General features: G+C 65.4%; 24 protein-coding genes. 4 read left to right on the top strand and 20 right to left on the bottom strand.

Going from position 1 to position 26,110, the window contains the following annotated elements:
• The first annotated feature begins 2 nt into the window (after positions 1 to 2).
• Complete coding sequence (locus tag A7X65_RS05630; RefSeq protein ID WP_063683297.1) at positions 3 to 389, top strand: response regulator transcription factor; 387 nt, start codon at positions 3 to 5, stop codon at positions 387 to 389.
• A 40-nt stretch (positions 390 to 429) separates the two neighbouring features.
• On the opposite strand, the gene A7X65_RS05625 is transcribed toward A7X65_RS05630, so the two are convergent.
• From A7X65_RS05625 to eno, 18 genes are all read right to left on the bottom strand, one after another.
• On the bottom strand, positions 430 to 780 hold the full coding sequence (locus A7X65_RS05625) for a hypothetical protein (RefSeq protein ID WP_063683296.1): 351 nt from the start codon (positions 778 to 780) through the stop codon (positions 430 to 432).
• A 65-nt stretch (positions 781 to 845) separates the two neighbouring features.
• Entirely contained in the window at positions 846 to 1,817 is a 972-nt protein-coding gene (locus A7X65_RS05620) for a tripartite tricarboxylate transporter substrate binding protein BugD (protein WP_063683295.1), read from the bottom strand.
• A gap of 125 nt (positions 1,818 to 1,942) precedes the next feature.
• Entirely contained in the window at positions 1,943 to 3,184 is a 1,242-nt protein-coding gene (locus tag A7X65_RS05615) for a threonine synthase (protein ID WP_063683294.1), read from the bottom strand.
• 360 nt (positions 3,185 to 3,544) lie between these two features.
• Positions 3,545 to 4,966, bottom strand: coding sequence for a dihydrolipoyl dehydrogenase (gene lpdA, locus A7X65_RS05605; RefSeq protein ID WP_063683292.1), 1,422 nt, complete (start codon positions 4,964 to 4,966; stop codon positions 3,545 to 3,547).
• Between the two features lie 17 nt (positions 4,967 to 4,983).
• Positions 4,984 to 5,217, bottom strand: a complete 234-nt coding sequence (locus A7X65_RS05600) for a hypothetical protein (RefSeq protein ID WP_063683291.1) — start codon at positions 5,215 to 5,217, stop codon at positions 4,984 to 4,986.
• Between the two features lie 8 nt (positions 5,218 to 5,225).
• The gene (locus A7X65_RS05595; RefSeq protein ID WP_063683290.1) at positions 5,226 to 6,578 is read right to left on the bottom strand and encodes a pyruvate dehydrogenase complex dihydrolipoamide acetyltransferase; all 1,353 of its coding nucleotides are present in this window, start codon (positions 6,576 to 6,578) and stop codon (positions 5,226 to 5,228) included.
• A gap of 63 nt (positions 6,579 to 6,641) precedes the next feature.
• Positions 6,642 to 7,094 carry a nucleoside deaminase gene (locus A7X65_RS05590; protein ID WP_082884836.1) on the bottom strand — a complete coding sequence of 151 codons (453 nt, stop codon included), beginning with the start codon at positions 7,092 to 7,094 and terminating at the stop codon, positions 6,642 to 6,644.
• 2 nt (positions 7,095 to 7,096) lie between these two features.
• Entirely contained in the window at positions 7,097 to 7,399 is a 303-nt protein-coding gene (locus A7X65_RS05585) for a DUF5076 domain-containing protein (protein ID WP_008547332.1), read from the bottom strand.
• A 3-nt stretch (positions 7,400 to 7,402) separates the two neighbouring features.
• Complete coding sequence (locus A7X65_RS05580) at positions 7,403 to 8,785, bottom strand: pyruvate dehydrogenase complex E1 component subunit beta (RefSeq protein WP_063683289.1); 1,383 nt, start codon at positions 8,783 to 8,785, stop codon at positions 7,403 to 7,405.
• 29 nt (positions 8,786 to 8,814) lie between these two features.
• Positions 8,815 to 9,837, bottom strand: a complete 1,023-nt coding sequence (gene pdhA, locus A7X65_RS05575; protein ID WP_063683288.1) for a pyruvate dehydrogenase (acetyl-transferring) E1 component subunit alpha — start codon at positions 9,835 to 9,837, stop codon at positions 8,815 to 8,817.
• 255 nt (positions 9,838 to 10,092) lie between these two features.
• Positions 10,093 to 11,472: a glycerophosphodiester phosphodiesterase family protein gene (locus A7X65_RS05570; protein WP_082884904.1), complete on the bottom strand. Its 1,380-nt coding sequence runs from the start codon at positions 11,470 to 11,472 to the stop codon at positions 10,093 to 10,095.
• A gap of 144 nt (positions 11,473 to 11,616) precedes the next feature.
• Complete coding sequence (gene adh, locus A7X65_RS05565; RefSeq protein WP_063683286.1) at positions 11,617 to 13,134, bottom strand: aldehyde dehydrogenase; 1,518 nt, start codon at positions 13,132 to 13,134, stop codon at positions 11,617 to 11,619.
• A gap of 278 nt (positions 13,135 to 13,412) precedes the next feature.
• Complete coding sequence (locus A7X65_RS05560) at positions 13,413 to 14,372, bottom strand: helix-turn-helix domain-containing protein (RefSeq protein WP_063683285.1); 960 nt, start codon at positions 14,370 to 14,372, stop codon at positions 13,413 to 13,415.
• A 164-nt stretch (positions 14,373 to 14,536) separates the two neighbouring features.
• A complete protein-coding gene (locus A7X65_RS05555) occupies positions 14,537 to 14,854 on the bottom strand; it encodes an FtsB family cell division protein (RefSeq protein WP_063683284.1) in 318 nt (105 codons plus the stop codon).
• A 155-nt stretch (positions 14,855 to 15,009) separates the two neighbouring features.
• Positions 15,010 to 15,561 (bottom strand): NADPH-dependent FMN reductase, encoded by a 552-nt coding sequence (locus A7X65_RS05550; RefSeq protein WP_063683283.1) that lies wholly within the window; start codon positions 15,559 to 15,561, stop codon positions 15,010 to 15,012.
• A 472-nt stretch (positions 15,562 to 16,033) separates the two neighbouring features.
• Positions 16,034 to 17,032 (bottom strand): MBL fold metallo-hydrolase, encoded by a 999-nt coding sequence (locus tag A7X65_RS05545; RefSeq protein ID WP_063683282.1) that lies wholly within the window; start codon positions 17,030 to 17,032, stop codon positions 16,034 to 16,036.
• 118 nt (positions 17,033 to 17,150) lie between these two features.
• Positions 17,151 to 18,284: a zinc-binding dehydrogenase gene (locus tag A7X65_RS05540; protein WP_063683281.1), complete on the bottom strand. Its 1,134-nt coding sequence runs from the start codon at positions 18,282 to 18,284 to the stop codon at positions 17,151 to 17,153.
• Between the two features lie 34 nt (positions 18,285 to 18,318).
• On the bottom strand, positions 18,319 to 19,602 hold the full coding sequence (gene eno, locus A7X65_RS05535; protein WP_063683280.1) for a phosphopyruvate hydratase: 1,284 nt from the start codon (positions 19,600 to 19,602) through the stop codon (positions 18,319 to 18,321).
• A 126-nt stretch (positions 19,603 to 19,728) separates the two neighbouring features.
• On the opposite strand from eno, the gene queF reads away from it, so the two are divergent.
• From queF to A7X65_RS05520, 3 genes are all read left to right on the top strand, one after another.
• Positions 19,729 to 20,217: a preQ(1) synthase gene (gene queF / locus A7X65_RS05530; protein WP_063683279.1), complete on the top strand. Its 489-nt coding sequence runs from the start codon at positions 19,729 to 19,731 to the stop codon at positions 20,215 to 20,217.
• Positions 20,218 to 20,237: 20 nt separating this feature from the next.
• Complete coding sequence (locus A7X65_RS05525; protein ID WP_063683278.1) at positions 20,238 to 21,035, top strand: substrate-binding domain-containing protein; 798 nt, start codon at positions 20,238 to 20,240, stop codon at positions 21,033 to 21,035.
• 156 nt (positions 21,036 to 21,191) lie between these two features.
• On the top strand, positions 21,192 to 21,833 hold the full coding sequence (locus A7X65_RS05520) for a glutathione S-transferase family protein (RefSeq protein WP_063683277.1): 642 nt from the start codon (positions 21,192 to 21,194) through the stop codon (positions 21,831 to 21,833).
• A gap of 108 nt (positions 21,834 to 21,941) precedes the next feature.
• Here the strand turns inward: A7X65_RS05520 and glsA are convergent, their stop codons facing one another.
• Both glsA and A7X65_RS05510 read right to left on the bottom strand, forming a co-directional pair.
• Entirely contained in the window at positions 21,942 to 23,816 is a 1,875-nt protein-coding gene (gene glsA / locus A7X65_RS05515) for a glutaminase A (RefSeq protein WP_063683276.1), read from the bottom strand.
• 148 nt (positions 23,817 to 23,964) lie between these two features.
• Positions 23,965 to 26,058: a methyl-accepting chemotaxis protein gene (locus A7X65_RS05510; protein ID WP_063683275.1), complete on the bottom strand. Its 2,094-nt coding sequence runs from the start codon at positions 26,056 to 26,058 to the stop codon at positions 23,965 to 23,967.
• Positions 26,059 to 26,110: the final 52 nt, after the last annotated feature.

Here is a 26,110-nt window from a genome sequence, read left to right as displayed (position 1 = left end):
TATTGCCAGCGCCTTCGATCATTTCCGTCATTGACGATGATGCCTCCGTTCGCCTGGCGACGAACAACCTCCTGACGTCGCGCGGATACACGGTCTACACCTTTGGCTCCGCTCATGAATTCCTCCAATCCGCCGAACTGGAGACGACCTCCTGCGTGATCGCGGACGTGCAGATGTCGACCATGAGCGGCGTCGAGCTGCTGACGCATATGCGCCGCCACGGGCGCATCACGCCCTTCATCTTCATGACGGCTTTTCCGGACGAGAGCGTGCGCGACCGCGCGCTGAAGGCCGGCGCGACCTGCTTTCTCGCCAAGCCGTTCTCAACGCCAACCCTGCTTCAATGCCTGGAGACGGCCCTGTCGGGCCCCAGTGACGCCACGATGTGATGCGGTGCCGCCGCGTCCGCCGAGCCTCACGGCCAGGACGTCACTTCCTCTGGAGCAGACCCATGCCCTTGGGGCCGTAGGTCTCCAACGCGTCGGCGCACTGCTTGGCAGGGTTCGCCTTGAACTCGTCGTATCGCTTGTCGCGCCACGCTCCGCCCTGTTCTGAAACGTCGAACGCCTTCAGCACCCCGGGTCCGCCCAGCTTACGCACCTCGCCATCCCACTTCTTGATGTCCAACGTGACGCCCGGACACTGCTCCGACGCAATCACGACGTCGGTGTATTCCTGGTGCAGCTGCGCAGCGTCGGCGATGCTGGCGCCGGGCGGCGCTGCGGTGGCGGCTGCGGCGATCGAACATAGCGCCGCCGCCAACATGGTCTTCAACTTCATCTTACGTCCTCTGCGAGCGCCGGCTCAGCGATGTTGGCCGCCTTGATGGTCGGCCAACATGCCCCTCAATCGACCTTGATGTCCGCCGCCTTGATGATCGGCCACCATTTGGCGATCTCGGCCTTTTGCCGCGCGCCGAGTGCCTCGGGGGTGAGCTGGTCCTGCGGCGTCATCTCCAGGCCCTGGCTTTCGAGCTGCTTCTTCACCGCGGGATCGTTCAGCGCGTCCACGGCGGCGGCATTCAGCTTGGCGACGATCTCCTTCGGCGTGCCCTTCGGCACCCACATGCCCGACCACAGCGTCATGTTGAAGCCCTTCAGGCCCGCCTCCTCCGCGGTCGGGATGTCGGGCGCCGAGGCGAGGCGCTTGCTGTCGGTGATGGCGTAGGCGCGGATGGTGCCGGCACGGACCTGGTTGATGGAGTTGGAGGTCTGGTCGACGATGACGTCGATCTGGCCGGCGATCAGATCGTTCAGCGCGGGCGCTGTGCCGCGATACGGCACATATTGCAGCTTGATGCCGGACACGCTCTCGAAATAGACGCCGGCGATGTGGCTGCCCGAGCCCGCGCCGGCGGTGCCGGCCGTCGGCGGCGAGGTGCGCGACTTCAGCCACTCCAGAAGCTCCTTCAGCGAGGTCGCGGGTACCGCGTTCTTGCTGACGACGATCATGGGGTTGCTGGGCAGCAGCACCACCGGCTCGAGATCGGCGACGAGATCGTATTTGAGCTTGTAGACGGCGCCGTTCGCGACATGGGTGCCGAGATGGCCGAACGAGATGGTGTAGCCGTCCGGCGGCGATTGCACCGCGCGGGCGACACCGATCGAGCCGCCCGCGCCGGTGACGTTCTCGATCACCAGCGGCTGGCCCAGCGACACGCGCATGCGTTCCGCGAGCACGCGCGCCATCGCATCCGAGGGCCCGCCGGCGGCGAAGGGCACGATGATAGTGATGGGACGCGAGGGGAAATCGTCGGCGCGCGCGGCGCCTGCGATAGCGAGAATACCGATCAGCCCAGCCCAGGCGGCCTTCTTCATTGTGTTCTCCCCAGCGATGTCTTTGTTGTTTTTGTGCCCTCCCGCGTACGGGAAGAGAGACCAGTCGTGAAGAGACCAAATGACGCGCCGGAGCGCGTTGACCGCGCTCCGGCTGCTGGTCTCGATCAGAACTGCGAATAGTCGATCGGCTTGTGGCGGTCGAGCGTGCGGGTGACCGGCGGCAGCGGGTATTTCAGGCCGGTCGCGCAGTTGAACAGCATCACGCGGTCGCCCTTCGAGACGCGGCCGTCGGCAAGGCTCTCCTTGTAGGCGGCGTAGGTCGCGGCGCCCTCGGGACAAAGCAACAGCCCCTCCTCGCGCGCGACCTCGTTGAGCGCCGCCGAGATCTTGTCGTCGTCGACGGCAATGGCAAAGCCCTTGCTCTGCCGCACCGCGCGCAAAATCAAAAAGTCGCCGATCGCCTGCGGCACGCGGATGCCGGAGGCGATGGTGTGGGCATCCTCCCAGCGCGTGGCGTGCTCGGTGCCGGCGTCATAGGCCCGCACCATCGGCGCGCAGCCGGAAGCCTGCACCGCGACCATACGCGGGCGCTTCGATCCGATGAAGCCGATCTTCTCGAGCTCGTCGAACGCCTTCCACATGCCGATCAGGCCGGTGCCGCCGCCGGTCGGATAGAAGATCACGTCGGGCACGTCCCAGCCGAGCTGCTCGGCAAGCTCGAGGCCCATCGTCTTCTTGCCCTCGATCCGGTACGGCTCCTTCAGCGTCGAGGTGTCGAACCAGCCGACTTTTGCTTTTCCCTCGCCGACGATCTTGCCGCAATCGTCGATATAGCCGTTAACGCGATAGACGGTCGCGCCCTGCAGCTCGATCTCGCTGACATTCACTTCGGGCGTATCGGCCGGGCAGAAGATCGTGGTCTTGATGCCGCAGCTCGTCGCATAGGCCGCGAGCGCCGCGCCGGCATTGCCGTTGGTCGGCATCGCCATGTGCTTGATGCCGAGCGCCTTGCCCATCGACACCGCCATCACCAGACCGCGCGCCTTGAACGAGCCGGTCGGCAGCCGTCCCTCGTCCTTGACGATGATCTCGCCGTCGCCGAGCTTCTTGCCGAGCCTGGGTAGCCGGATCAGCGGCGTCGTGACCTCGCCGAGCGAGACGATGTCCTGGCATTTGCGCACCGGCAGCAGCTCGCGGTAGCGCCACATGTCGCCGGGACGCTGGGCGAGCGCGTCCTTGGTCAGCGCCTTCTTCACGCCCGCGAGGTCGTAGCGCACCAGCAGCGGCTTGCCGGCCTTGGAGAGATTGTGGACCTGGTCGGCGGCGTAATGGTCGCCCTCCATCGCGCATTCGAGATGGGTGACGAAGGTCGGGCGTTCGATGGTGAGGTTGTCGTTGTCTTTCACAACTGTTCTTTCGTTTTGAGGTTTGCAGTTACGTCTTCAATAAGAGCCACCGCGCGGGGTCCGCCCCGTAGCGTCGGGGTATTTTGCATCGACCGACATATTATCGTCCCTGCAAAGACCGGAGTAGCCCCAAAAAAGTAGATGATCGCCGGGACGGGCGCGCAATTCCAGGTGGCGGACAAAGTCTTCGTATTCGTCGAAGATGAACCTCAACGGAGCAGAACTACCCGCGTACAAACGGTGTTCCAGAATAACGGGCTCGCATTCCAGAATATCGCGAACCTTGGCCACAATTCTGGCGCAAGGATACTATTGCCGGCCTCCGACCAATCGTCATGAGCCGCCATTGGGCGCCCCGCTCTAGATGTTCAACACCCGCCCATACGCATCCAGCACGGCTTCCTTCATCATCTCCGACAGGGTCGGATGCGGGAACACGGTGTGCATCAGCTCTTCTTCCGTCGTCTCCAGGTTCATGGCGACGACATATCCCTGGATCAGCTCGGTCACTTCAGCGCCGACCATGTGGGCGCCGAGCAGCTGGCCGGTCTTCTTGTCGAAGATGACCTTGACGAGGCCCTGGTCCTCGCCGAGCGCGATGGCCTTGCCGTTGCCGACGAAGGGGAAGCGGCCGACGCGGATCTCGCGGCCGCTCTCCTTGGCCTTGGCTTCGGTCAGGCCGACGGATGCGACCTGCGGGTGGCAATAGGTGCAGCCCGGGATCATGTTCTTGTCCATGGGATGCGGATGCAGGCCCTTGATCGCCTCGACGCAGATCACGCCCTCGTGCTCGGCCTTGTGGGCGAGCATCGGGGGTCCCGCGACGTCGCCGATGGCGTAGATGCCGGGAACGTTGGTCTTGCCGTAGCCGTCGATGACGATGCAGCCGCGGTCGGTCTTCACGCCCAGCTTTTCGAGGCCGAGATTCTCGATGTTGCCGACGACGCCGACGGCCGAGATCACGCGCTCGAACTCGGTCGTGACAGGCTTGCCCTTGCCGTCGTCGATGGTGGCGACGACGCTGTCGGCCTTCTTCTCCAGCTTCGTGACCTTGGTCGAGGACATGATCTTGATGCCCAGCTTCTCCAGGCGCTTGCGCGCAAGGCCCGCGATCTCGGCGTCCTCGACGGGGAGGATCTGCGGCAGCACCTCGACCACCGTGACCTCGGAGCCCATGGTGTGGAAGAACGAGGCGAACTCGATGCCGATCGCGCCGGAGCCGACCACCAGCAGCGACTTCGGCATGCGCTCCGGCACCATCGCTTCAAAGTAGGTCCAGATCAGCTTCTTGTCGGGCTCGAGCCCTGGCAGCACGCGCGGCCGCGCGCCGGTCGCAACGATGATGTGCTTGGCCTGATAGGTCCCCTCGCCCAGCGACCCCTTGGGGCCCTCGACGTCGGACTTCTTCACCGTGACCTTGCCGGGCGCGTCGATCGAGGCGGCGCCCCAGATCACGCTCACCTTGTTCTTCTTCATCAGGAAGCCGACGCCGTCGTTCAGCCGCTTGGAGACGCCGCGCGAGCGCTGCACCACGGCCTTCGGGTCGAACGAGACCTTCTCCGCGGACAGGCCGTAGTCCTTGGCATGCTTCATGTAGTGATAGATCTCGGCCGAGCGCAGCAGCGCCTTGGTCGGGATGCAGCCCCAGTTCAGGCAGATGCCGCCGAGATAGGACTTCTCGACGATCGCGACCTTGAAGCCGAGCTGGGCAGCGCGGATCGCGGTGACATAGCCGCCGGGACCGGAGCCGATGATGATGACGTCGAAGGATGTATCGGCCATGGCGGCTCCCATTCAACTCAAGCGGTCGTTGCGCCGCGGGCGCGGCGATTGAGGATGTAGATTCTGATCAGCCATTCCATGAGAATGACCGCCGCCATGATGGCGAAGATGGTGAGCGCGATCGGCGCCCAGATGTTGCGCGACAGCGCCTCGCCGGCGAAGAAGGCGGCGTCAATGATCTCGCGGCCGTGCGGGCTGAGCGTGAGGATCAGCGAAACCAGCATCGAGATCCAGGGCCAGCGCGTCGTCATGCGCCATCTCAGACCATCATCATGACGGGGTTTTCGATCAGCTGCTTGAACGCACCGATCAGTTCGGCGCCGAGCGCGCCGTCGATGGCGCGGTGATCGCAGGACAAGGTCACGCTCATCATGTGCGCGATCTCGATCTTGCCGCCGCGCACGACGGGCCGCTCCTCGCTGGTGCCGACCGCGAGGATGGTGGCATGCGGCGGGTTGATCACGGCGGTGAAGTGGCTGATGCCGTACATGCCGAGGTTGGAGACGGCGGTGGTGCCGCCCTGGTATTCCTCGGGCTTCAGCTTGCGCGAACGCGCGCGCGCGGCAAAATCCTTCATCTCGTTGGAGATGGTCGAGAGCGTCTTGGTCTCGGCCTTGCGGATGATCGGCGTGATCAGGCCGCCGGGCATCGCGACGGCGACGCCGACGTCGGAATGGTGGTGCTTGACCATACCGCTTTCGGTCCAGCTGACGTTGCAGTTCGGGATCTTCTGCAGCGCCACCGCCATCGCCTTGATGACGAAGTCGTTGACCGAGATCTTGTAGAGCGGCTTCTTCTCCTTGTCCTTCGGCGCGGCGGCGTTGATCTCCTCGCGCGCGGCCATCAGCTTGCCGATGTCGCAGTCGATGGTGAGGAAGAAGTGCGGCACGTTCTGGATCGACGCGGTCAGGCGCTGCGCGATCGTGCGGCGCATGCCGTCATGCGGGACGATGTCGTAGGAGCCCGGCTCGAACAGCGACAGGATCTGCTTGTCCGACATGGTGGGCGCGATTCCAGGCGCGCCTGACGGCGCCGCCGCGGGCGCCTTGAGGCCCTTGCCGGACTTGGCCTGCTCGACGTCGCGGGCGACCACGCGGCCGTGCGGGCCGGTACCGGTGACCATGGCGACATCGATGCCGGCATCCTTGGCCAGACGCCGCGCCAGCGGCGAGGAGAACACGCGGCCGCCATGACCGTTGGCCTGCGCGGCAGGGGCGGCAGCCTGCGGCGCCGGAGCCGCTGCGGGCGCCGGTGCAGCCTTGGGCGCAGCGGGAGCCGGTGCGGCAGCCGGAGCCGCGGGAGCCTCCGCAGCCTTCGGCGGCGCAGCCGACGCGCTGGGCTTGGCGGCGCCTGCGGCCTTCACGTCCTCGCCTTCGCCGGCGAGCACCGCGATCACGTCGTTGACCGGCACATCCTGCGTGCCCTCGGGCACCAGGATCTTGGCGATCGTGCCCTCGTCGATGGCCTCGACCTCCATGGTCGCCTTGTCGGTCTCGATCTCGGCGATCACGTCGCCGGATTTGACCTTGTCGCCTTCCTTCTTCAGCCATTTGGCGAGGTTGCCCTTCTCCATCGTCGGCGAGAGAGCGGGCATCAGGATGTTGATGGGCATGCTGACCTCAAGAAGAACTTTGCAAAAACGCCGCCTCCGACAGTGGAGACGAACAGACCAGGTTTAGTTGCCGATGTCGCCCTGCCACAGGCGCTCATTGGCAGGGACGGAACGCCAATTCTTCATCATGGTGATGGAACGGTCGTCGGCAAGATCGATCCAGGGGATACCGAACTTGTCGAGAATGTCCTTGGAGCCCTCGAAGGTGACGGACTCCCCGATCACCACCAGCTTGACCTTGAACAGCGCGAGCGCGCCGGCGCACATCGAGCAAGGCGACAGCGTGGTGTACATGACGGTGTCGTGGAACGTGATCGCGCCGGCCTCGCGCAGGCAGCTCATCTCGCCGTGCAGGATGACGTTGTTCTCCTGCACGCGGTTGTTGTGGCCGCGGGCGATGATCTTGTCGTCGCGCGTCAGCACCGCGCCGATCGGCAGGCCGCCCTGTGCGATCGAGGCTTCCGCCTCGCGGATCGCCTCGAGCATGAAATCGAAATGACGGGATTCGATCGCCACGGTCAGTGCCCCTTCCCGCGCGGCGTCGTGGTGCCGGTGTCCGTCGGACGCTCGATCTCGGCCTGGAACATGTCGAGGATCCGGTTCAGCGCGTCTTCCTCGGTGTACTCGCTCTCGCGCGCATAGGCGCGCGCGGCGTGGCGGGCGAGATCGACGAGCAGGAGGCCCCACATGTCGGGTTCCTCGAAGGCCCGCTGGAACGCCATCGACAGCCCGCCGTCCAGCACGAACACGCGCAAGATCTCGACCGCGTCGTCGCGGGTCATGACGTCGGGCGGCAGTGGCTGCTCCTTCGGGCCCGCCATGGTTTACCTGTAGCAGACGGCTTTGGCGGCCTCGACGACTTCTGCCGCCGACGGCAGTGCAAGCTTCTCCAGGTTCGCGGCATAAGGCATCGGCACGTCCTTGCCGGAAACGCGCGCGACAGGCGCGTCCAGATAGTCGAAGGCGTTCTCCATGATCCGCGCGGCGATCTCGGCGCCGACGCCACTCTGGGCCCAGCCCTCTTCCACCGTGACGGCACGGCCGGTCTTCTTGACGGAGTTGATGATGGTCTCGGTGTCCATCGGGCGCAGCGTGCGCAGGTCGATCACCTCGGCCTCGATGCCCTCCTTGGCGAGCTCGTCGGCGGCCTTGAGCGCATAGGTCATGCCGTTCGACCAGGAAATGATGCTGACGTGGCTGCCGGCGCGCACGATGCGCGCCTTGCCGATCGGGACGATGAAGTCGTCGAGCTTCGGCACTTCGCCGGTGTGGCCGTACAGCACCTCGTTCTCGAGGAAGATCACCGGATTGGGATCGCGGATCGCGGCCTTGAGCAGGCCCTTGTAGTCGGCGGCCGAGAACGGCGCGACGACCTTGAGACCCGGGACGTTGGAGTACCAGGCCGAATAGTCCTGGCTGTGCTGCGCGGCAACGCGCGCGGCGGCGCCGTTCGGACCGCGGAACACGATCGAGCAGCCCATCTGGCCGCCGGACATGTAGAGCGTCTTGGCGGCGGAGTTGATGATCTGGTCGATCGCCTGCATGGCGAAGTTGAAGGTCATGAACTCGACGATCGGCTTCAGGCCGGTCATGGCGGCGCCGACGCCGACGCCGGCAAAGCCGTGCTCGGTGATCGGGGTGTCGATCACGCGCCGGGCGCCGAACTCCTGGAGCAACCCTTGCGTCACCTTGTAGGCGCCCTGATACTCAGCGACCTCTTCGCCCATCACGAAGACGTCGGGGTCACGGCGCATCTCTTCGGCCATGGCGTCGCGCAAGGCTTCGCGAATGGTCTGCGTCACCATCTCGGTGCCGGCGGGCACTTCCGGATCCGGCTCGGCGACAGCCTGCGGCGCGGGCGCAGCCTTCGGCGCGGGAGCCTCGGCCTTTGCAGCAGCAGGCGGAGCGGACTCGGCCGCCTTCGCGGCCGGTGCGGGCGCCTTCGCAAGATCGGCGGCGCTCTCGCCGTCGGCGAGAATGGTCGCGATCGGCGTGTTCACCGCGACGTCGGCGGTGCCCTCGGGGATCAGGATCTTGCCGAGCGTACCCTCGTCGGTCGCTTCGACCTCCATGGTCGCCTTGTCGGTCTCGATCTCGGCGATCACGTCACCCGACTTGATCTGCTCGCCCTCTTTCTTCAGCCACTTGGCAAGGTTGCCCTTTTCCATCGTGGGCGACAGCGCGGGCATCAGCACTTGAATTGGCATATCGACTCCAAAAGAAAGCTTGCGCGCGTTCAGCGGTAAACGTCAGTCCAGAGCTCGGCGGCATCCGGCTCGGGATCATGCTGGGCAAAGTCGGCGGATGCGTTGACGATGTCGCGCACCTCGGCGTCGATCGCCTTGAGGTCGGCCTCGCTGACCTTGGCCGCCAGCAGGCGATTGCGCACCTGCTCGATCGGGTCCTGGTCATGGCGAACCTTCTCGACCTCCTCGCGCGTGCGATATTTCGCAGGGTCGGACATCGAGTGGCCGCGATAGCGGTAGGTCTGCATCTCCAGGATGAAGGGGCCCTTGCCGGCGCGGCACCAGGCCGCCGCCTCCTCGCCCGCCGCCTTGACGGCGCGGACGTCCATGCCGTCGACCTGCTTGCCGGGGATGTTGAAGGACACGCCGCGCTTGGAGAAATCCTGCTGGGCCGAGGCGCGCGAGACCGCGGTGCCCATGGCGTAACGGTTGTTCTCGATGACGAAGATCACCGGCAGCTTCCAGAGCTCCGCCATGTTGAAGCTCTCATAGACCTGGCCCTGGTTGGCCGCGCCGTCGCCGAAATAGGTGACGCTGACATTGCCGTTGCCGCGATAGTGATTGGCGAACGCAAGACCGGTGCCGAGCGAAACCTGGGCGCCGACGATGCCGTGGCCGCCGTAGAAGTGCTTCTCCTTGCTGAACATGTGCATGGAGCCGCCCTTGCCCTTGGAATAGCCGCCGCGGCGACCCGTGAGCTCGGCCATCACGCCGTTGGCTTCCATGCCGGTGGCCAGCATGTGGCCGTGATCGCGATAGCCGGTGATGACCTGATCGCCCTCCCTGAGGGCCATCTGCATGCCGACCACCACGGCCTCCTGGCCGATATAGAGATGGCAGAAGCCGCCGATGGCGCCCATGCCGTAGAGCTGGCCGGCCTTTTCCTCGAACCGCCGGATCAGGAGCATCTCGCGGAGCGCCTTGAGCTCCTGCTCCCTGGTGAACTCCGGGGGCGAGCCGCCGTCGGTCTTGTCCTGTGCAGCGCCTGCGGCGGCTTTCTTGGGTGCGGCCATGGGAATTCCGGGTCAGAGAAAACTTCTGCCCTCTCTAACCCAAGTCAAACGCCCTTGGAAAGCACCGCGGCGACATGGCACGACTTTCATTATGCCGCACTGCAACGTGGTCGAAACTTTGCAAAACCTTTAGGCTCGATCAGGCAACTTTAGCTCACCCGCCAGCGACGCTGCCGTGCGCCGCCGACGCGACGAAATTCGGACACGTTTATCGACGGCTCCAAGCCTTCGCGCGCGGCCGAATCGCGGTGCCGCCTACCAGCCCAGCTCGCGCAAATACGCTGCACGGGCGGCAACGCCGGTATGGGTGAAGTCGCTGAAGACCCCGTCGACGCCAAGTCGGAAAAATTTGAGATATTCAAGGCTGGGATCGCCGCGATAGTCGGCCGCGAGATATTTCTTCTCGTTGCGGAACGTGAAGACGTGCACGAACAGGCCGAGCTTGTGCGCATCGGCGACGAGGCTGGTCGCCTCCTGCGTCGTCGCCTCCGGCGTCGATCCCTTGTAGGGCGTGCCGTCGGCATTGCTGTCCTTCCACGGTGCGATCTTGAGTGGAACGATGTAGGCCTTCCAAGGACCGATGCCGTCGGCATAGGTCTTGATCTCGGCAAGCCCCTCCGGGGTCAGCATCGCATCGTAGAGGCGCCCATCGCCTGCAACCGTCCAGTCGAACGGACGCGAGCTCGTGATGTTGTTGAGCAGGACCTTGCCGGACTTGAAGTCGATGCCGTTGCCGTCGATCAGCTGGACCTGCCGCGTCTGCAGGCCGTGGCTGCGCATATATTTCAGGCTGCCGGGCTCGAAGCTCTGAACGAGGATGGGAGCATCCGTGGTGTTGAGGCCGCTGTCCCCGATGATCTTGATCAGGGCATCCTCGAGCGGGCGGCTACCGGGGGCGCCGCAGCCATTGGCGATCGCCTGCGCGTTGTTCCAGGTCGGGTTCTTGGTTTCGGGGTAGACCAGGATGGACCGTCCGGTCTCCTTGCTCCTGGCCCTGGCGATGTCGATGACGTCCTGGAAGCTGATGACCGGAAGCTTGCCGTTGAAGACCTTCGGCCGCTCGTTTGCGGCGTCGTAGGTGGTGCCGCCGATCAGGGTCTTCAGCTCGGCCATGGTGAAATCGGTGATCGACCAGTCGTTGGTGTGGTCCTCGCCGTCCACGATCAATGACTTCAGCACCGATTTCGGATCCGAGGGATCGGTGAGATCCGTCAGGTAATCGGCAGGCGCGGTTGGCGACGCCGGCGCCTTGACGCGAACGCCTGGCACCGTGCGCTTGCGCGCGGCCACGGACGCGTTGGTCTTCGCCACTTCGGCAACATTGGTGTTGTCGCTCAGCCAGGGATTGTGGCGCACGACCAGGACGCAATCCTTGGTCAGGTGCAAATCCTCTTCGAGCGCGTCGGTCCCGACGGCGGCGGCGAGGTCATAGGAGGCCTCGGTCTCCTCGGGCACCAGTCCCGGCAGGCCGCGATGTCCGAGGACCAGCGGCGCCTTTCCATCGACGGTCAGGAAGGGTTTTGCGCCCGATGGCGCCGCAGCGGTCTGCGCGAAAGCCATCGACAGCGGGAGCACCGCGGCACCGAGCAGCATCGCCCCAATATACATCGCGCGTTGTGAACGCGTGTTCGGCATCGCCAAGTCTCCGTCTTTGCCTGGCATCGCCTCGAACGCCAGCAGCGCCGGCCCCGAACGGGCGGCGCTGCCGTCTTGTCCCAAGACTCTGACAGATGGATGACGGCCGGGCGGACTTCCTCGTCCGCCCGATCACATCTTCGATCAGAAGAAGCCGAGCTTCTTCGGGCTGTAGCTGACCAGGAGATTCTTGGTCTGCTGGTAGTGATCGAGCATCATCTTGTGGGTCTCGCGGCCGACGCCCGACTGCTTGTAGCCGCCGAACGCCGCGTGCGCGGGATAGGCGTGGTAGCAGTTGGTCCAGACCCGGCCAGCCTGGATCGCCCGGCCGAAGCGGTAGCAGCGATTGGCATCGCGGCTCCAGACCCCGGCGCCCAGGCCATAGAGCGTGTCGTTGGCAATCGCGAGCGCCTCCTCATCGGTCTTGAAGGTCGTGACCGAGACCACGGGGCCGAAAATCTCCTCCTGGAAGATGCGCATCTTGTTGTGGCCTTCGAACACCGTCGGCTGGACGTAGAAGCCACTGGCGAGATCGCCGCCGAGCTCGGCACGTCCGCCGCCGGCCAGCACCTTCGCCCCCTCCTGCTTGCCGATGTCGATATAGGAGAGGATCTTTGCGAGCTGCTCGCTGGAGGCCTGCGCGCCGATCATGGTGTCGGCCACGCGCGGATCGCCCTGCTTGATGGCGGCGACGCGCTTCAGCGCCCGCTCCATGAAGCGGTCGTAGATGTCGGCGTGGACCAGCGCCCGGCTCGGACAGGTGCAGACCTCGCCCTGGTTCAGCGCGAACATGACGAAGCCCTCGATCGCCTTGTCGAAGAAATCGTCGTCTTCCGCGGTGACGTCCTTGAAGAAGATGTTGGGCGACTTGCCGCCGAGCTCCAGCGTGACCGGGATGAGGTTCTGGCTGGCATATTGCATGATCAGCCGGCCCGTCGAGGTTTCGCCGGTGAAAGCGATCTTGGCGATGCGCGGGCTCGACGCCAGCGGCTTGCCGGCCTCGAGGCCAAAGCCGTTGACGACGTTGAGCACGCCTGGCGGCAAGAGGTCACCGACGATCTCGGCCCAGACCATGATCGAGGCCGGGGTCTGCTCGGCGGGCTTGAGCACGACGCAATTGCCGGCGGCCAGCGCAGGCGCAAGCTTCCAGCACGCCATCAGCAGCGGGAAGTTCCAGGGAATGATCTGGCCGACCACGCCGAGCGGCTCGTGGAAATGATAGGCGATGGTGTCTTCGTCGATCTCGCCGATCGAGCCTTCCTGGGCGCGCACCACGCCGGCGAAATAACGGAAATGGTCGATGGCGAGCGGCAGGTCGGCTGCGCGGGTCTCGCGGATCGGCTTACCGTTGTCCCAGGTCTCCGCGATCGCAAGGCGCTCGAGATTCTCCTCCATGCGATCAGCGATCCTGTTGAGGACCGCGGCGCGCTCGGCAACGCTGGTGCGGCCCCAGGCGCCCTTGGCGGCATGCGCCGCGTCGAGGGCGGCTTCGACGTCCTGCGCGTCGGAGCGCGCGATCTTGCAGACGATCTGGCCGTTCACCGGCGAGGCGTTGTCGAAATACTTGCCGGACTTCGGCGCGACAAACTTGCCGCCGATGAAATTGTCGTAGCGTTCGGCGAAGGGGTTTTGGGTGACGCCGAGGAATTCCACCTTGTTCATTGCTCACTCCCGATGTTGCTGTTTGCGCGATCCGCCGTGTGTTCACGACTTGCGCTGACGATCTCGCGGAAGGTGTTTTCTGTCAGCCCGGGCGGGAGCGATGGCGGAGCGGACCTGTCGCAGTTCTGCGACAGGTGATGCGGCCGCATCCACGTTCTCGGTCCTCATCCTGAGGAGCGCGCCCTTGCGCGCGTCTCGAAGGATGGTTGCGGGCACTGCGGGGCCTGCATTGTTCGAGACGACCGCTGCGCGGTCTCCTCACCATGAGGGGATAGAACTCAGTGCTTGATCTCGAACCGCTTCAGCTTCCTGTGCAGCGTGGCGCGGCTGACGCCGAGGGCCTTGGCGGCGGCCGACACATTGCCGCCGGCGCGGAGCAGCGCCCGCTGCAGCACCGCGCGCTGGCCGCCGGCAAGGTGGTCATGCGCGGGTTCGCCGCCGAGCAGGTCGGCCGCGGGCACCGGTTGCAAAGGACGGCCGGGCGCGATCCCAAGTCCCGCCCGTGCGGTGCGGGTCGCGCCGATCACGAGATCGTCCGCATCGACCGCGACGAGGCCGATGGACTGACCGTCCGAGCCCGGCGTCAGCACAATGCGGGCATGGGCGAAGGCGCGGCGGAACAGATCGGCCTCGATACGTTTGGCCGCCTCCCCCGCCGCCAGCGCGATCAGACTGGAAAACGCATCGGTGCGGTCGGCGCGGCAGGAGGAAACGTCGAGCACGCCGGCGAAGGCCGCCTCGTGATCGTAGATCGGAACGGCGGTGCAGCTCAGAAGCGTGTTGCGCGTGAAGAAGTGCTGGTCGCGGTCGATCGTCAGCGGCCGCTGCTCGACGACGCAGGTTCCGATGCCGTTGGTGCCTTCATGCTCCTCGCTCCAGAGCGCGCCGGTCCACAGGCCCCAGGACTCGAACGTCGCATCGTCCGCCGGCGTACCGCGGCGATCGACGGGAACCCCCTCGCCGTCGGCCAGCAGCACACAGCAGCCGGCAGCACCGACGGCCTGATAGAGCCGGTCCATGGCGCCCTGCGCGGCGGCCAGCAGCGGCGCGATGCGCTCGCGCGCCGTGCGGAGTTCCACCTCCGTCAGCCGCTGCGGCAGGCCGCGGCCGGAGGGGTCGAGATGATGCAATCGGGAGGAACGGCGCCAGGAGGCCACGAGCGCGGACCGAGCCGCCTGGCCTGATGCGATGGCGGCCTCGACACGGGCCGCGTGATGCCGGGGCATTGACCCATTCATCACCGTTTCCTCCGGGTGGCAATCTAGGGCGTGCCGGCGCGGCCGGATTGATCTCCGTCAAGCTCGGGGCCGCGCACCGCAACAGCCATGCCCCCACCCCCTCCGCTCCGTCAAGGTAGCGGTCCTGCGACTTTCGGTGTGCGAGAGGACGGCCCGCGAAGGCGCTAGTTCTGGGGGATCATCCGGACGAGATCGTGCGGATTGACGTAGTCGAGCTGGAAGCGCGCCCGCTCGTCCAGCATGTCGGGGTCGATCCTCTGGGAGCGCAGCAGCGAGACCCGCTGCTCGCTCTTGGCGCGCTCGCGCTTGAGCTGCGCCAGCTCGCTCGTCAACGAGATGATCTCCTGGTCGAGTTCCTGGCGGGCGTTGAGGCCGTACTTGCCGGTATAGGCGTTGACGCCGAAATAGCCGACGATGGCGGCCGCCATCGCGTAGAGGGCAAGACCGGTCAGGATGGATTTCAGGCGCGCGCGGGAGACCATCTTGGGAAGATGGGGCAGCTTGGTTAAGGGAGTGCTAACTCGCCCGCTGCCAGTCGTCATGCCCGGGCTTGTCCCGGGCATCCACGTTCTTCGTCGCCGCAAGCTAGAGCGTGGATGGCCGGGACAAGCCCGGCCATGACGGCGAGAGTTAGAGATCAGCCGTGGTGCTTGGCCACGTGCGCGGCGAAGGCGTCGATGTAGGCCTGCAGCACGCCCTTCAGCGAGTCCTTGGCGAGGTTGCCCTCGGCATCGAAGGCGTCGCCGACGGCGTTCAGGTAGATCTCGGGCTGCTGCATGATCGGGCCGGCAATGCCGGGCAGGATGTTCTGCAGCGTCTTGGCGGCGCTGACGCCACCGAGCGGGCCCGGCGAGTTCGAGACGATGCCGACCGGCTTGCCGTTGAACGAGCTCTTGCCATAGGGGCGCGAGGCGACGTCGATGGCGTTCTTCAGCACGCCCGGGATGGCGCGGTTGTATTCGGGGGTCACGAAGATGACGCCGTCGGACTTCTGCAGCTTGTCGCGGAACGCCAGCCAGTCGGCGGGCGGCGCGCCCTCGAGGTCCTGGTTGAAGAAGGAGATGCCCGCCGGCGTGACGACCTCGAGCTTGAGCGAGGCCGGCGCGAGCTTGGTGAGCGCGTTGGCGATCTTCAGCGAAAAGCTGTCCTTGCGCAGGCTGCCGGCGATAACGACGATGTTGTAGGCCATGGAATGTCCTCGAGGGCTAGAGCGGGAGTGCCGGGCGGCACTTAATCGATCTGCCGCGATGGATGCAAGTGCATGAACCGGCGCGATTTGGAAACGCTGAGTTTCGCGAAAGTGGTCATTGAGGCCCAGCGTAGCCCGGATGGAGCAAAGCGTAATCCGGGACCGATCGAGCCGGATGCAGTGGCCCCGGAGTGCGCGGAGCCTGTCATCGGCGGGCGCCTTGCGCCGGCCCGTCGGCTCCCTCCGGGCCTCGAAAACCGCTAACCGCCGCGCCTGTCCACCCTTGCAGACTAGCCCTGTTTTGCCCGACGGCGCAAATTTCCATTCGGTTTTAGCGAAGCACTGAAATCACTCGCGATTTCTACTGTGCATGGGGTTGTTTTCGACATTTTGTTCGAACAGGCAGTTCCGCTCCAAAACAATCAGGCCGCCAAGAGGCGGCCTGACGTTTCGCGCAACTTCGTGGTTCGGATCAGATCGTCGGATTCCACGCCGACGGGATCAGGCGGTACTTGGCACCGTCCTTCTCGACGTGACCGACCGAGGGGAAGGTGAAGTGGAAGCCGATCACGGTGGCCTTCTCGGCCGCCGCCATGTCGTAGAACTTGTGGCGCGTCGCCTGCGCCATGGCGGCGTCGGCGTCGAACATCACGTGCCAGTCCGGATTGCGCAGGAAGAATTCCGGAATGTTGGTGACGTCGGACTGGATCAGCACCTTCGCATCGCCCGAGGCGACCGCAAACGAGGTGTGGCCCGGCGTGTGGCCCGGCGTCGCGATCGAGGTGATGCCGGGCGCGACCTCCTTGCCCCACTCGTATTTCGTGACCTTGGACTCCAGGCCCGCGAAGGTCTTCTTCACGTTGGCGAAGTAGTTCTTCATCATCGGGTTGGACTCGGCCTTCGCCGTGTTGTCCTCGCTGGTCCAGAACTCCCAGTCCTTGCCCGGCACCATGATCTCCGCGTTCGGGAACGCGAGCGCGCCGTCGGCGAGGCGGATGCCGTTGGTGTGGTCGGGGTGCAGATGCGACAGCAGCACGATGTCGATGCTCTTCGGGTCGACGCCGGCAGCCTGGAGGTTCTGCAACGTGCGGCCGACCGCGCCCTTGCTGGGCTCGAGATTGGCGACGCCGTTGCCGGTGTCGATCAGCACCAGCTTGGAGCCGGTGTTGATGAGCTGCGGGTTGAACGGCACCGTGACCATGCCCTTGGGCATGTAGGCCGCCTCGCCGGCGGCTGCGGCCTCTTCCTTCGGCGCGTTGACGACGAATTTGTCGGGCATCGGGAAGGTGCGCGCACCGTCATTGATCGAGGTGCATTCGAGGCTGCCGACCTTGTAGCGATAGAAGCCCGGCGCCTGCGTGCCGGCTTGCGGCACTGCGGCATTGGCGATGGTCGGGCGAAGCCCGGTGGCGGCAGCCGCGCCGATGGCGGCGGCGCCTGCGAGCAGATGACGACGATTGAGATCAGTCATGGAGAGGTCCCCTTCTGAGCGCCTTGCGGTTTTTCCGCTTTCAAAGGCGGCGGAATAATCTCCCGCTTCGCTCAGAAGGCAAGACCTTCTTTCGGTGACGTGCCGCAGCACATCACGATTATTTATTTGGGTTGATGAGGAATTTTTCGCCGGTGGCGCGTTTGGCGTAGACCGCGACGTTGGCGGGATCGAGTGCCTCGGACAGCGACACCACCTTGGTGTAGTGGCTGGCGAAGGTGGTCTTCAGCTCGCTCACCACGCGCTGGCGCAGCCGTCCGATATCGGCGGGCCCGATCTTCTGGAGGAACGGGGTCAGGAGCCAGCCGCCGACGCCCCAGGCCATGCCGAAGCCGCGCGGCAGCTCGATCGGACGGACGTCGAGCGCGCCGTAGACATAGACCTGCTTGTGCACGCTGGAGCCGTAACGGCTGTATTCCTTGGCGGTCTTGTTGATCGCGACTTCCATGCAATTGAGGATGTCGCCGGCAAGCTTGCCGCCGCCGATGGCGTCGAAGGCGATCGTGGCGCCAGTCTCGACCAGCGCATTGGTGAGATCGTCGAGGAAGCTCGGCACGCTGGAATCGACGACGTGTTTGGCGCCGATCTTCTTCAGGATCTCCGCCTGCTCCTTGCTGCGCACGATGTTGACCAGCGGGATGCCGTCGGCGAGGCAGATCTTGTTGAGCATCTGGCCGAGATTGGAGGCGGCCGCGGTGTGCACCAGGGCCTTGTGCCCTTCGCGCCGCATGGTCTCGGTCATGCCGAGCGCGGTGAGCGGATTCACGAACCAGGATGCGCCCTCCGCCGCCGTGGTGCCCTCGGGCAGCGGCTGGCAATCCCTGACCTTCATGGTCCGGTACTGCGAATACATGGCGCCGCCGATCATCGCGACCGTCTTGCCCATCAGCGCCTTCGCGGCATCCGACGAGCCGGTTTTGACGACAACACCGGCGCCTTCATTGCCGACCGGCAGGGACTGGTCGAGCCGGGCGCCCATCGCACGCATCGCGCCTTGCGGCACGGTCGCCGTGATGATTGGCGCCGCTTTCGTGCCGGACGCCCTGGCCGTGCTCATGTCGGCCGCGCCGACAAGCAGTCCGAGGTCGGACGGGTTGATCGGCGCCGCCTCGACGCGGACGACGACCTCGTCCGCGGCGGGCTCGGGGGTCGGCACGTCGACGAGCGAGATCTCCAGCTCGCCGCTCTTCTTGATCAGCGAACGCAGTTGCAGGCCGGTGTTGCCGTCGCTCATGTCGATCCTCCCCTGTGTTTGTCGAGGCGCCGGCTTATGCCAGCGCCTTCAGTGCCGCCTTGCCGCCATAGAGCGCCTGCTTGCCGAGTTGCTGCTCGATGCGCAGGAGCTGATTGTATTTGGCGGTGCGATCCGAACGCGCAAGGGAGCCGGTCTTGATCTGACCGCAGTTCGTGGCGACCGCGAGGTCGGCGATGGTGGAATCCTCGGTCTCGCCGGAGCGGTGCGACATGACGGAGGTGTAGCCGGCCTTGTGCGCCATCTCGACGGCGGCAAGGGTCTCGGTCAGCGTGCCGATCTGGTTGACCTTGATCAGGATCGAGTTGGCGCGGCCGGTCTTGATGCCTTCGGCGAGGCGCTTGACGTTGGTGACGAACAGATCGTCGCCGACGAGCTGGCACTTCTTGCCGATGAGGTCGGTCAGCTCCTTCCAGCCGTCCATGTCGTCTTCCGACATGCCGTCCTCGATGGTCACGATCGGATAGCGCGCGACGAGGTCGGCGAGATACTTGGCCTGCTCGGAGATCGAGCGGGTCTTCCCCTCGCCTTCATAGACGTACTTGCCGCCCTTGAAGAACTCGGTCGAGGCGCAATCGAGGCCGAGCACGATGTCGGAGCCCGCCTTGAAGCCGGCCTTGCCGATCGCGTTCATGACGAATTCGAGCGCGGCGTCCGCCGACGGCAGGTTCGGGGCGAAGCCGCCCTCGTCGCCGACATTGGTGTTGTGGCCGGCCTTCTTCAGCTCCGACTTCAGCGTGTGGAAGACCTCGGCGCCGTAGCGCAGGCCTTCGGCGAAGGAGGACGCGCCGACGGGCAGGATCATGAACTCCTGGAAGTCGATCGGGTTGTCCGCATGCACGCCGCCATTGATGATGTTCATCATCGGCACCGGCAGCAGGCGCGCGGAGGTGCCGCCGACATAGCGGTAGAGCGGCATGTCGAGCGAGTTGGCGGCGGCCTTGGCGCAGGCCAGCGAGACGCCGAGGATGGCGTTGGCGCCGAGGCGGCTCTTGTTCGGCGTGCCGTCGAGATCGATCATGATCTGGTCGATCTGGGCCTGCTGCTCGACATCGAGGCCGCTCAGGGACTCGAAGATCTCGCCGTTGACGGCGCCGACCGCCTTGGTGACGCCCTTGCCGAGATAGCGGGCCTTGTCGCCGTCGCGCAGTTCCACGGCCTCATGGGCCCCGGTCGAGGCGCCGGACGGCACTGCGGCGCGGCCGAGCGCACCATCTTCCAGCACGACGTCGACCTCGACGGTGGGATTGCCGCGGCTGTCGAGGATTTCGCGTCCGATGATGTCGATGATGGCGGTCATGGGGGGCCTCTTTTCGGGAAACAAAGGGGGCAGTTGGCGGTGCTTCTACCGCAATGCATCGAAGCGGAAAAGGCCGGGTGACGTTCCCCGCATGATTGGCTAAGAGGGCGCCACGGAGGCGGACCGATGTCGAAAAAGCCCAGCAAATCGAACAACTCACCAGCCAAGTCAGCGTCTTTGCAGCTCGGCCGCGCCGTGGAATGGCCGGATGCACCCGAAAAGGCCAGGCTCGACCGCGTGCCCAATCCACAAGCAGGCACCGATTATCTGGTCCGTTTCACCGTGCCGGAATTCACCTCGCTCTGCCCGGTCACGGGCCAGCCCGATTTCGCGCATCTGATGATCGACTACGCGCCCGGCCAATGGCTGCTGGAGTCGAAGTCGCTGAAACTCTACATCGCGAGCTTCCGCAATCACGGCGCCTTCCACGAGGACTGCACGGTCATGATCGGCAAGCGCATTGCCTCGGAGATCAAGCCGAAATGGCTGCGCATCGGCGGCTACTGGTATCCGCGCGGCGGCATCCCGATCGACGTATTCTGGCAGACCGGCCGCGTGCCGAAGGGACTCTGGGTGCCGGAGCAAGGCGTCGCGCCCTATCGCGGGCGAGGCTAGTCACAAGGAGAACAAGAACAATGAAATCGACGTCAGCGACTTTCCGTAACCTTGCTCTCGGTCTTGTGGGCGCCCTCTGGTTCACCGGCGCGGCCGACGCTGCCGAGGTCCGGGTCATGATCTCCGGGGGCCTGACGGCGGCCTACAAGGCGCTTGTACCGGAATTCGAGAAGGCGACCGGCAACAAGGTGCTGACGGAATATGGCCCGTCGATGGGAACGACCGCGAATGCGATCCCGGTGAGGCTCGAGCGCGGCGAGCCCGCCGACGTCCTGATCATGGTGGGCTATGCCCTCAACGACCTCGCGAGCAAGGGCAAGGTCGTCGCCGGCAGCCAGGTCGACCTGACAAAGTCGCCGATCGGCGTCGCCGTGAAATCGGGCGCGCCGAAGCCGGACATCAGTTCGGTGGATGCGGTGAAGCGCGCGCTGCTGGCAGCGAAGACGATCGCCTATTCCGACAGCGCCAGCGGCGTCTACGTCTCGACCGAGATGTTCGACAAGCTCGGCATCACCGAGGCCATGAAGGACAAGGCACGCAAGATTCCGGCAACGCCGGTCGGCGAGATCGTCGCGCATGGCGAGGCCGAGCTCGGCTTCCAGCAGATCAGCGAGTTGAAGCCGGTGAAGGGTATCGACATCGTGGGTCCCCTGCCGAACGAATTGCAGAAGATCACGATCTTCTCGGCGGGAATCGCGACCGCTTCGAAGGAGCCCGAGGCAGGCCGTGCCCTGATCAAGTTCCTGGCGTCCCCCGCCGCCCGCGAAGCGATCATCGCAAGCGGCATGGAGCCGATCCCGGCTGCCGGCGCGAACTAAGGCGAGCCTAACTCCTGCTCGTGTCCCGGACGCGGTGCAGCGTGCAACGCTGCTCCGCAGAGCCGGGACCCAGCGCGACGAATTTCTGGCCCCCATAGCCGATCGATGTTCGCGTTCGCCGGTAGTATGTCCAGCCCAGTCTAGGAGCGCTTAACGATGCTCACTGTCTATGGCGAAGGTCGTGGCTTCCGTGTTGTCTGGCTGCTTGAGGAACTAGGGTTGGCTTATCGGCTGCGCCCGGTCGATCTGTTCGCAGTCGAGAATGATGGCGATTTCCTCGCGATCAACCCCGCAGGCTTCATTCCCGCGCTGCAGGACGGCGAGACGATCATGGTCGAATCGATCGCGATCCTTGAATACCTGCTCGCCCGCTACGGCTCAGGTTCGCTTGCCGTCGCCCCGGGCGATCCCGCCTTCGCCTCCTATCTGCAATTTCTCCACTTGGGCGAGGCCGGGCTCGCCGGGCCGATGAACGCCGTCCTTGTCGGTCGCCAACTGGCGCCCGAAGCCGAGCGAAATGCCCGGGTTACCTGTTGGGCACACGAGACTTTCGAGAGTCGGCTGGGGTTGGTTATCCGCCGCCTCACCGATTGCCCCTATCTCGCCGGCGATCGATTCACCGCTGCCGATATCTCGGTGAGCTACGCGCTCCTGCTCGGCCTGCGAACTGGCAACTACGTCCCCGGATCTACCGAGCGGGATTATCTCGCTCGCACGACGGCACGCCCTGCCTATGCCCGAGCGATGGAAAGCTGCCAAGGCACCAAGGCTTGGGCGGCGCGATCACCGGGATTGTAGGGCTCGCTTCATCGGGGCGGCCAGCTGTCTGATTGAGTAGGTGCAAAAGTATCCTTACCGGCGTCCGAGTGACGCGCGATCTGCCCAACAAGCTTGCGAGTCCAAGGGCTAGTACGCGCTGAGCAGATCGACCTTGGCATTCGCCGCGACCAGCCGCCGCGCCAGGATCGCGGCGAGGTTGCGCATGATCTTCAGCGACGTCTCGGGATGCAGGCGGCGGTAGTCGGCAAAGCTGTCGAGCGGCAGTTCGAGGCAGGTGACCGGCGTATCGGCGAGAACGTCGGCGCTGCGGCTTTGCTCCAGGATCGCCATCTCGCCGAATTCCATGCCGGGGCCGAGCGAGGCCAGCCGCACGCCGCTGCGCAGCTTCACGCTGACCATCCCGCTCTGGAGAAAGAACAGCGAATTGGCGGGCTCGCCGGCGGCGATGATGCGCTGGCCGGCCGCGTAGTGCCGCGTGGTCGAGAGCTTGACGATCGCGGCAATCTCCTCCGCGTCGAGCTCGGCAAGCAGTGCCTGCTCGCCGAGATGCGCATTCTCCTTGATGTCGGTGAAGCCGCCGAACCGGTAGATCACCTGATCCTCGGCCCATTCGATGGCATCGTCGAGCAGCGCGAAGCGGCGCAGCCGTCGCGGCTCGGTCGTGCGCGCGGCGATCGCGCTCCACACCGCCGAGGCCTCCTCGAAACCGGACAAGATGGCGGTGACGCCGGCATGGCCGAGGGCGGTCAGCGTCTCGCCGAGCAGCTCCGCGCCGGCGGCGGTGATGTCGGGGACACGGCGGAAATCGATGATCAGGAGCGGTGCGTTCGGCGGCTCGGTGGTGAGCCTTCGCGTGACGTAGTCGATGGTTCCGAAATTCATCGCACCGACCAGCTCGAGCACACGGATGTCGCTGTGGCGCTCGTCGAGGATCTGCTGCTCGTGCGGCTGGCGGCTGCGTCGCGAGGAGATGCCGTAGACGTCGTAATCCGCCATGATGCTGGTGCGTACGTCCGCGTTGCGGTTGAGCATGTGCAGGTCGAACCGCGCCGACAGCGCCTCGCAGACCTTGAGGCCGCGCACGCTGTTGAAATGGTTGTCGAGCAGCGGCGAGAAGGTGCCGAGCCCGAGCTGCGAAGGCAGCGCCGCGACGATGCCGCCGCCGACGCCGCTCTTGGCGGGGATGCCGACGCGATAGGTCCACTCGCCGGCATAGTCGTACATGCCCGAACTCGTCATCACCGACAGCGTGCGCGCGACGATGTGCGGCGTGATCACCTGAACGCCCGTGACCGGATTGATGCCGCGATTGGCGAGCGTTGCCGCCATCACCGCGAGATCGCGGGCGGTAACCAGGATCGCGCATTGGCGGAAATAGACATCGAGCACCGCGTCGACGTCGTCAGGCAGCACCGCGTAATTCCGCAGCAGCCAGGCGATCGCGCGGTTGCGGTTGCCGGTCGCGGTCTCCGAGGCGTGCACGGCCTCGTCCACGCCGAGCTCGCGGCCGGCGAACTGGCTGAGCTTTGAGCGGACTCGCTCGAAGGCCCCCTTCCCCTCCACCTCGTAGATCAGGCCCGAGCAGGCGATCGCGCCGGCATTGACCATGGGATTGAAAGGACGGTTGTCGTTGGTGAGGCGGATCGAATTGAACGCCTCGCCGCTCGGCTCGACGCCGATGGTGGCCGCGACCCGCGCCTCGCCGACCATCTCCAGCGCCAGCGCGAACACGAAAGCCTTCGACACCGACTGGATCGTGAACGGGACGTCGCTGTCGCCGACCTCGTAAACGTGACCGTCGATGGTGACGAGCGCGATACCGAAATGATCGGGATTGGCGCGCTTCAACTCGGGGATGTAGTCGGCGAGCTCGCCGGAATTGTTGGTGCGGAATTCCTCGTGGCAATCCGTCAGGAAACGCCGCAGCGGTGGCCTGGTAGGATATCCGGTCGGGCGGGGCGTGCTGGCTGCGCTGGCGGAACGGCTGGTCTGGGCGTCCACGGTCTCACACCTCGATTTGCCCAAAATCGAAGCAATTCGCGTGCCATGCATACCGAAGCGCGCGTGACACGGTGACGCGAAACGACGAAGGCCGCCGCAGCCTGACGCCGCGACGGCCTTCCGAAGCCGGCCGGTCTGTCCGGCAGCGCTACGCCACCGCCCTCACCTGGCTGATGAATCCATCGACTTCCGAGGTCAGCGAGGTCGACTGGCTCGACAGATTGCCGGCCGCCTTCAGCACACCGGAGGCCGCACGCCCGGTCTCGCTCGCCGCCGACGAGACGCTGGCGATGTTGCGCGTCACGGTCGAGGTCGCCTCCGCCGTATGCTGCACGGTGTTGGCGATCTCGGCAGTGGCCTTGTTCTGCTCCTCGATGGCGGCAGCGATGACGCGGTTGATGCTTGAGACCTCCTCGATGGTCTTGACGATGCCGTCGATCGCCGCGACCGCCTTCTGCGTCGCGCCCTGGATCTCGGTGATCTGGCTGCTGATCTCCTCGGTCGCCTTCGCGGTTTGCGAGGCGAGATTTTTCACCTCGCTCGCCACCACCGCAAATCCCCTGCCGGACTCGCCGGCGCGGGCGGCCTCGATGGTCGCGTTCAGTGCCAAAAGGTTGGTCTGACCGGCAATCGAGGTGATCAGGCCGATCACTTCGCCGATGCGGTCGGCGCCTTCGGCAAGCGCGCGCATGGTGGTGTCGGTCTCCTTCACCGTGGCGACCGCCTGTTCGGTGGCGCGCGTCGCCTGGTCGACCTGGCGGTTGATCTCGCGAATGGAGGCGTTGAGCTCCTCGGCCGCGGCTGCGACGGTCTGCACACCGCTGCCGACCTGGTCGGCGAGGGTCGAGGCCGAGCCGGCCTGGGTCTGGGCTTCGCTCGCCGTACCCGACATCGAGCGCGCCGTCGTCTCCAGCTCGCCCGAAGCGCTCGACAGCGCCTGCACCATCTGGCCGACGCGGCTTTCGAACTGCCGCACGAGACCGGACAGATCGGAGGCGCGCTTCTCCTTCTCGGCGCGCTCGGCGGCCTGATCGCCCGACAGGCGCTCGGCGTTGATCATCGCATCCTTGAACACCTGCAAGGCAGCGGCCATGCGGCCGATCTCGTCGTTGCGATCGAGGCCGGGCACTTCGCCGGCGAAATCATGTGCGGCAAAACGCGTCATGACACCGGTGATCGCGGTCAGCGGCCGGGTGACGCGGTTGCGCATCAGCATCAGACCGCCGATCGTCAGCGCCAGCGAGGCCGGCATGAGCAGGCCGAACAGGATCAGGCTGAAGCGAGCCCGTGAGGCGCCCTCCTCGGCCCGCGCAATCATGTCGGCGAGCGCGGTCTGCGTGACGATGACGACATTGTTGGCGCCGACCAGTTGGCGATCGCGGTACTCGATGCCGACGACGCCCGCGGGCTCGCCGGCAAGAAGCTTGGTGGCGATCGCGTTGCGCTCGTCGCTGAGCGCGCCGGAGATTTCCGGCTCCGCGTTGCGGATCGCCTGGAGCAGCTCGGGCGAAGCCACATTCGGGCTGAGGTCGCGCACCACGAGCCAGGACTGCTGGATGCGGCCGCGGAGGTCGGCGAAGGTGACGCCGTCCGCAGGCGTCCAAGTCTTGTTGGCGAGGATCGAGGAGAACTGGACCAGGATGGTCTGGCCGGCATTGGCGCGGGCCTGCCAGGAGGCCTGCTTGGCAATCAGCAGACGATCGACCACGGGGTCGATCAGCGTCATCGCGCCGTCGACATGGGCAGTGACGTCGCCGATCGCGTCCATATAGGCGTCGCTGACCTTGGCCCAGCTTGGCGTCAGGCTGGCTTCGCGCGCGCCCTTCTCCTGCTTCAGAGCCGTCACCGAACGTGGCCGCAGCTCCTCGAGCTGGGCCCAGATGCCGCGGAGCTTGTCGAGCTTTTCGGCAAGACCGGGGGCTTCGACCGCAGCGAGGCTCTGCAAGGCCTGCGCGTAGTTCTTCTGCACGGTGGCGCGCTGTCCGGCGAGGCTGTTCATGACGCTCTCGGGCGCGGGCGCGGCCGATGCCAGATAGCTGAGCGTGTCACCGCGCTCCAGGCGAAAGATCACCAGCGTGTTGGTGAGGTCGCGGCTGGCGATCGTGAGTGCGACGATGCGGTTGCTGTCCGCGTAGCGCGTGACCGCGAGCTTCAGCGCGTAGGCCGAGATGACGACGAGGACGAGACCGAGAGACCCAACCACCGCCCCGAGGATACGGGCGACCGAACGCTGCTTTTGCATCGACTGATCCACAGATGTTGCCGCTAGAGGCGGTTTGCGCGGCAATCTACGG

It is taken from the genome of Bradyrhizobium stylosanthis (assembly GCF_001641335.1).
GTDB classification, from domain to species: Bacteria; Pseudomonadota; Alphaproteobacteria; order Rhizobiales; family Xanthobacteraceae; genus Bradyrhizobium; species Bradyrhizobium stylosanthis.
Note: the sequence above shows the minus strand (reverse complement) of the source record. Positions and strands in the feature narration are given on the sequence as shown.

Excerpts from the sequence above, each read along its gene's own strand:
- A7X65_RS05625 (WP_063683296.1), bottom strand. The coding sequence starts at position 780 with ATGAAGTTGAAGACCATGTTGGCGGCGGCGCTATGTTCGATCGCCGCA.
- A7X65_RS05620 (WP_063683295.1), bottom strand. The coding sequence starts at position 1,817 with ATGAAGAAGGCCGCCTGGGCTGGGCTGATCGGTATTCTCGCTATCGCA.
- lpdA (WP_063683292.1), bottom strand. The coding sequence starts at position 4,966 with ATGGCCGATACATCCTTCGACGTCATCATCATCGGCTCCGGTCCCGGC.
- A7X65_RS05600 (WP_063683291.1), bottom strand. The coding sequence starts at position 5,217 with ATGACGACGCGCTGGCCCTGGATCTCGATGCTGGTTTCGCTGATCCTC.
- A7X65_RS05595 (WP_063683290.1), bottom strand. The coding sequence starts at position 6,578 with ATGCCCATCAACATCCTGATGCCCGCTCTCTCGCCGACGATGGAGAAG.
- A7X65_RS05585 (WP_008547332.1), bottom strand. The coding sequence starts at position 7,399 with ATGGCGGGCCCGAAGGAGCAGCCACTGCCGCCCGACGTCATGACCCGC.
- A7X65_RS05580 (WP_063683289.1), bottom strand. The coding sequence starts at position 8,785 with ATGCCAATTCAAGTGCTGATGCCCGCGCTGTCGCCCACGATGGAAAAG.
- pdhA (WP_063683288.1), bottom strand. The coding sequence starts at position 9,837 with ATGGCCGCACCCAAGAAAGCCGCCGCAGGCGCTGCACAGGACAAGACC.
- A7X65_RS05570 (WP_082884904.1), bottom strand. The coding sequence starts at position 11,472 with ATGCCGAACACGCGTTCACAACGCGCGATGTATATTGGGGCGATGCTG.
- adh (WP_063683286.1), bottom strand. The coding sequence starts at position 13,134 with ATGAACAAGGTGGAATTCCTCGGCGTCACCCAAAACCCCTTCGCCGAA.
- A7X65_RS05560 (WP_063683285.1), bottom strand. The coding sequence starts at position 14,372 with ATGAATGGGTCAATGCCCCGGCATCACGCGGCCCGTGTCGAGGCCGCC.
- A7X65_RS05555 (WP_063683284.1), bottom strand. The coding sequence starts at position 14,854 with ATGGTCTCCCGCGCGCGCCTGAAATCCATCCTGACCGGTCTTGCCCTC.
- A7X65_RS05550 (WP_063683283.1), bottom strand. The coding sequence starts at position 15,561 with ATGGCCTACAACATCGTCGTTATCGCCGGCAGCCTGCGCAAGGACAGC.
- A7X65_RS05545 (WP_063683282.1), bottom strand. The coding sequence starts at position 17,032 with ATGACTGATCTCAATCGTCGTCATCTGCTCGCAGGCGCCGCCGCCATC.
- A7X65_RS05540 (WP_063683281.1), bottom strand. The coding sequence starts at position 18,284 with ATGAGCGACGGCAACACCGGCCTGCAACTGCGTTCGCTGATCAAGAAG.
- eno (WP_063683280.1), bottom strand. The coding sequence starts at position 19,602 with ATGACCGCCATCATCGACATCATCGGACGCGAAATCCTCGACAGCCGC.
- queF (WP_063683279.1), top strand. The coding sequence starts at position 19,729 with ATGTCGAAAAAGCCCAGCAAATCGAACAACTCACCAGCCAAGTCAGCG.
- A7X65_RS05525 (WP_063683278.1), top strand. The coding sequence starts at position 20,238 with ATGAAATCGACGTCAGCGACTTTCCGTAACCTTGCTCTCGGTCTTGTG.
- A7X65_RS05520 (WP_063683277.1), top strand. The coding sequence starts at position 21,192 with ATGCTCACTGTCTATGGCGAAGGTCGTGGCTTCCGTGTTGTCTGGCTG.
- A7X65_RS05510 (WP_063683275.1), bottom strand. The coding sequence starts at position 26,058 with ATGCAAAAGCAGCGTTCGGTCGCCCGTATCCTCGGGGCGGTGGTTGGG.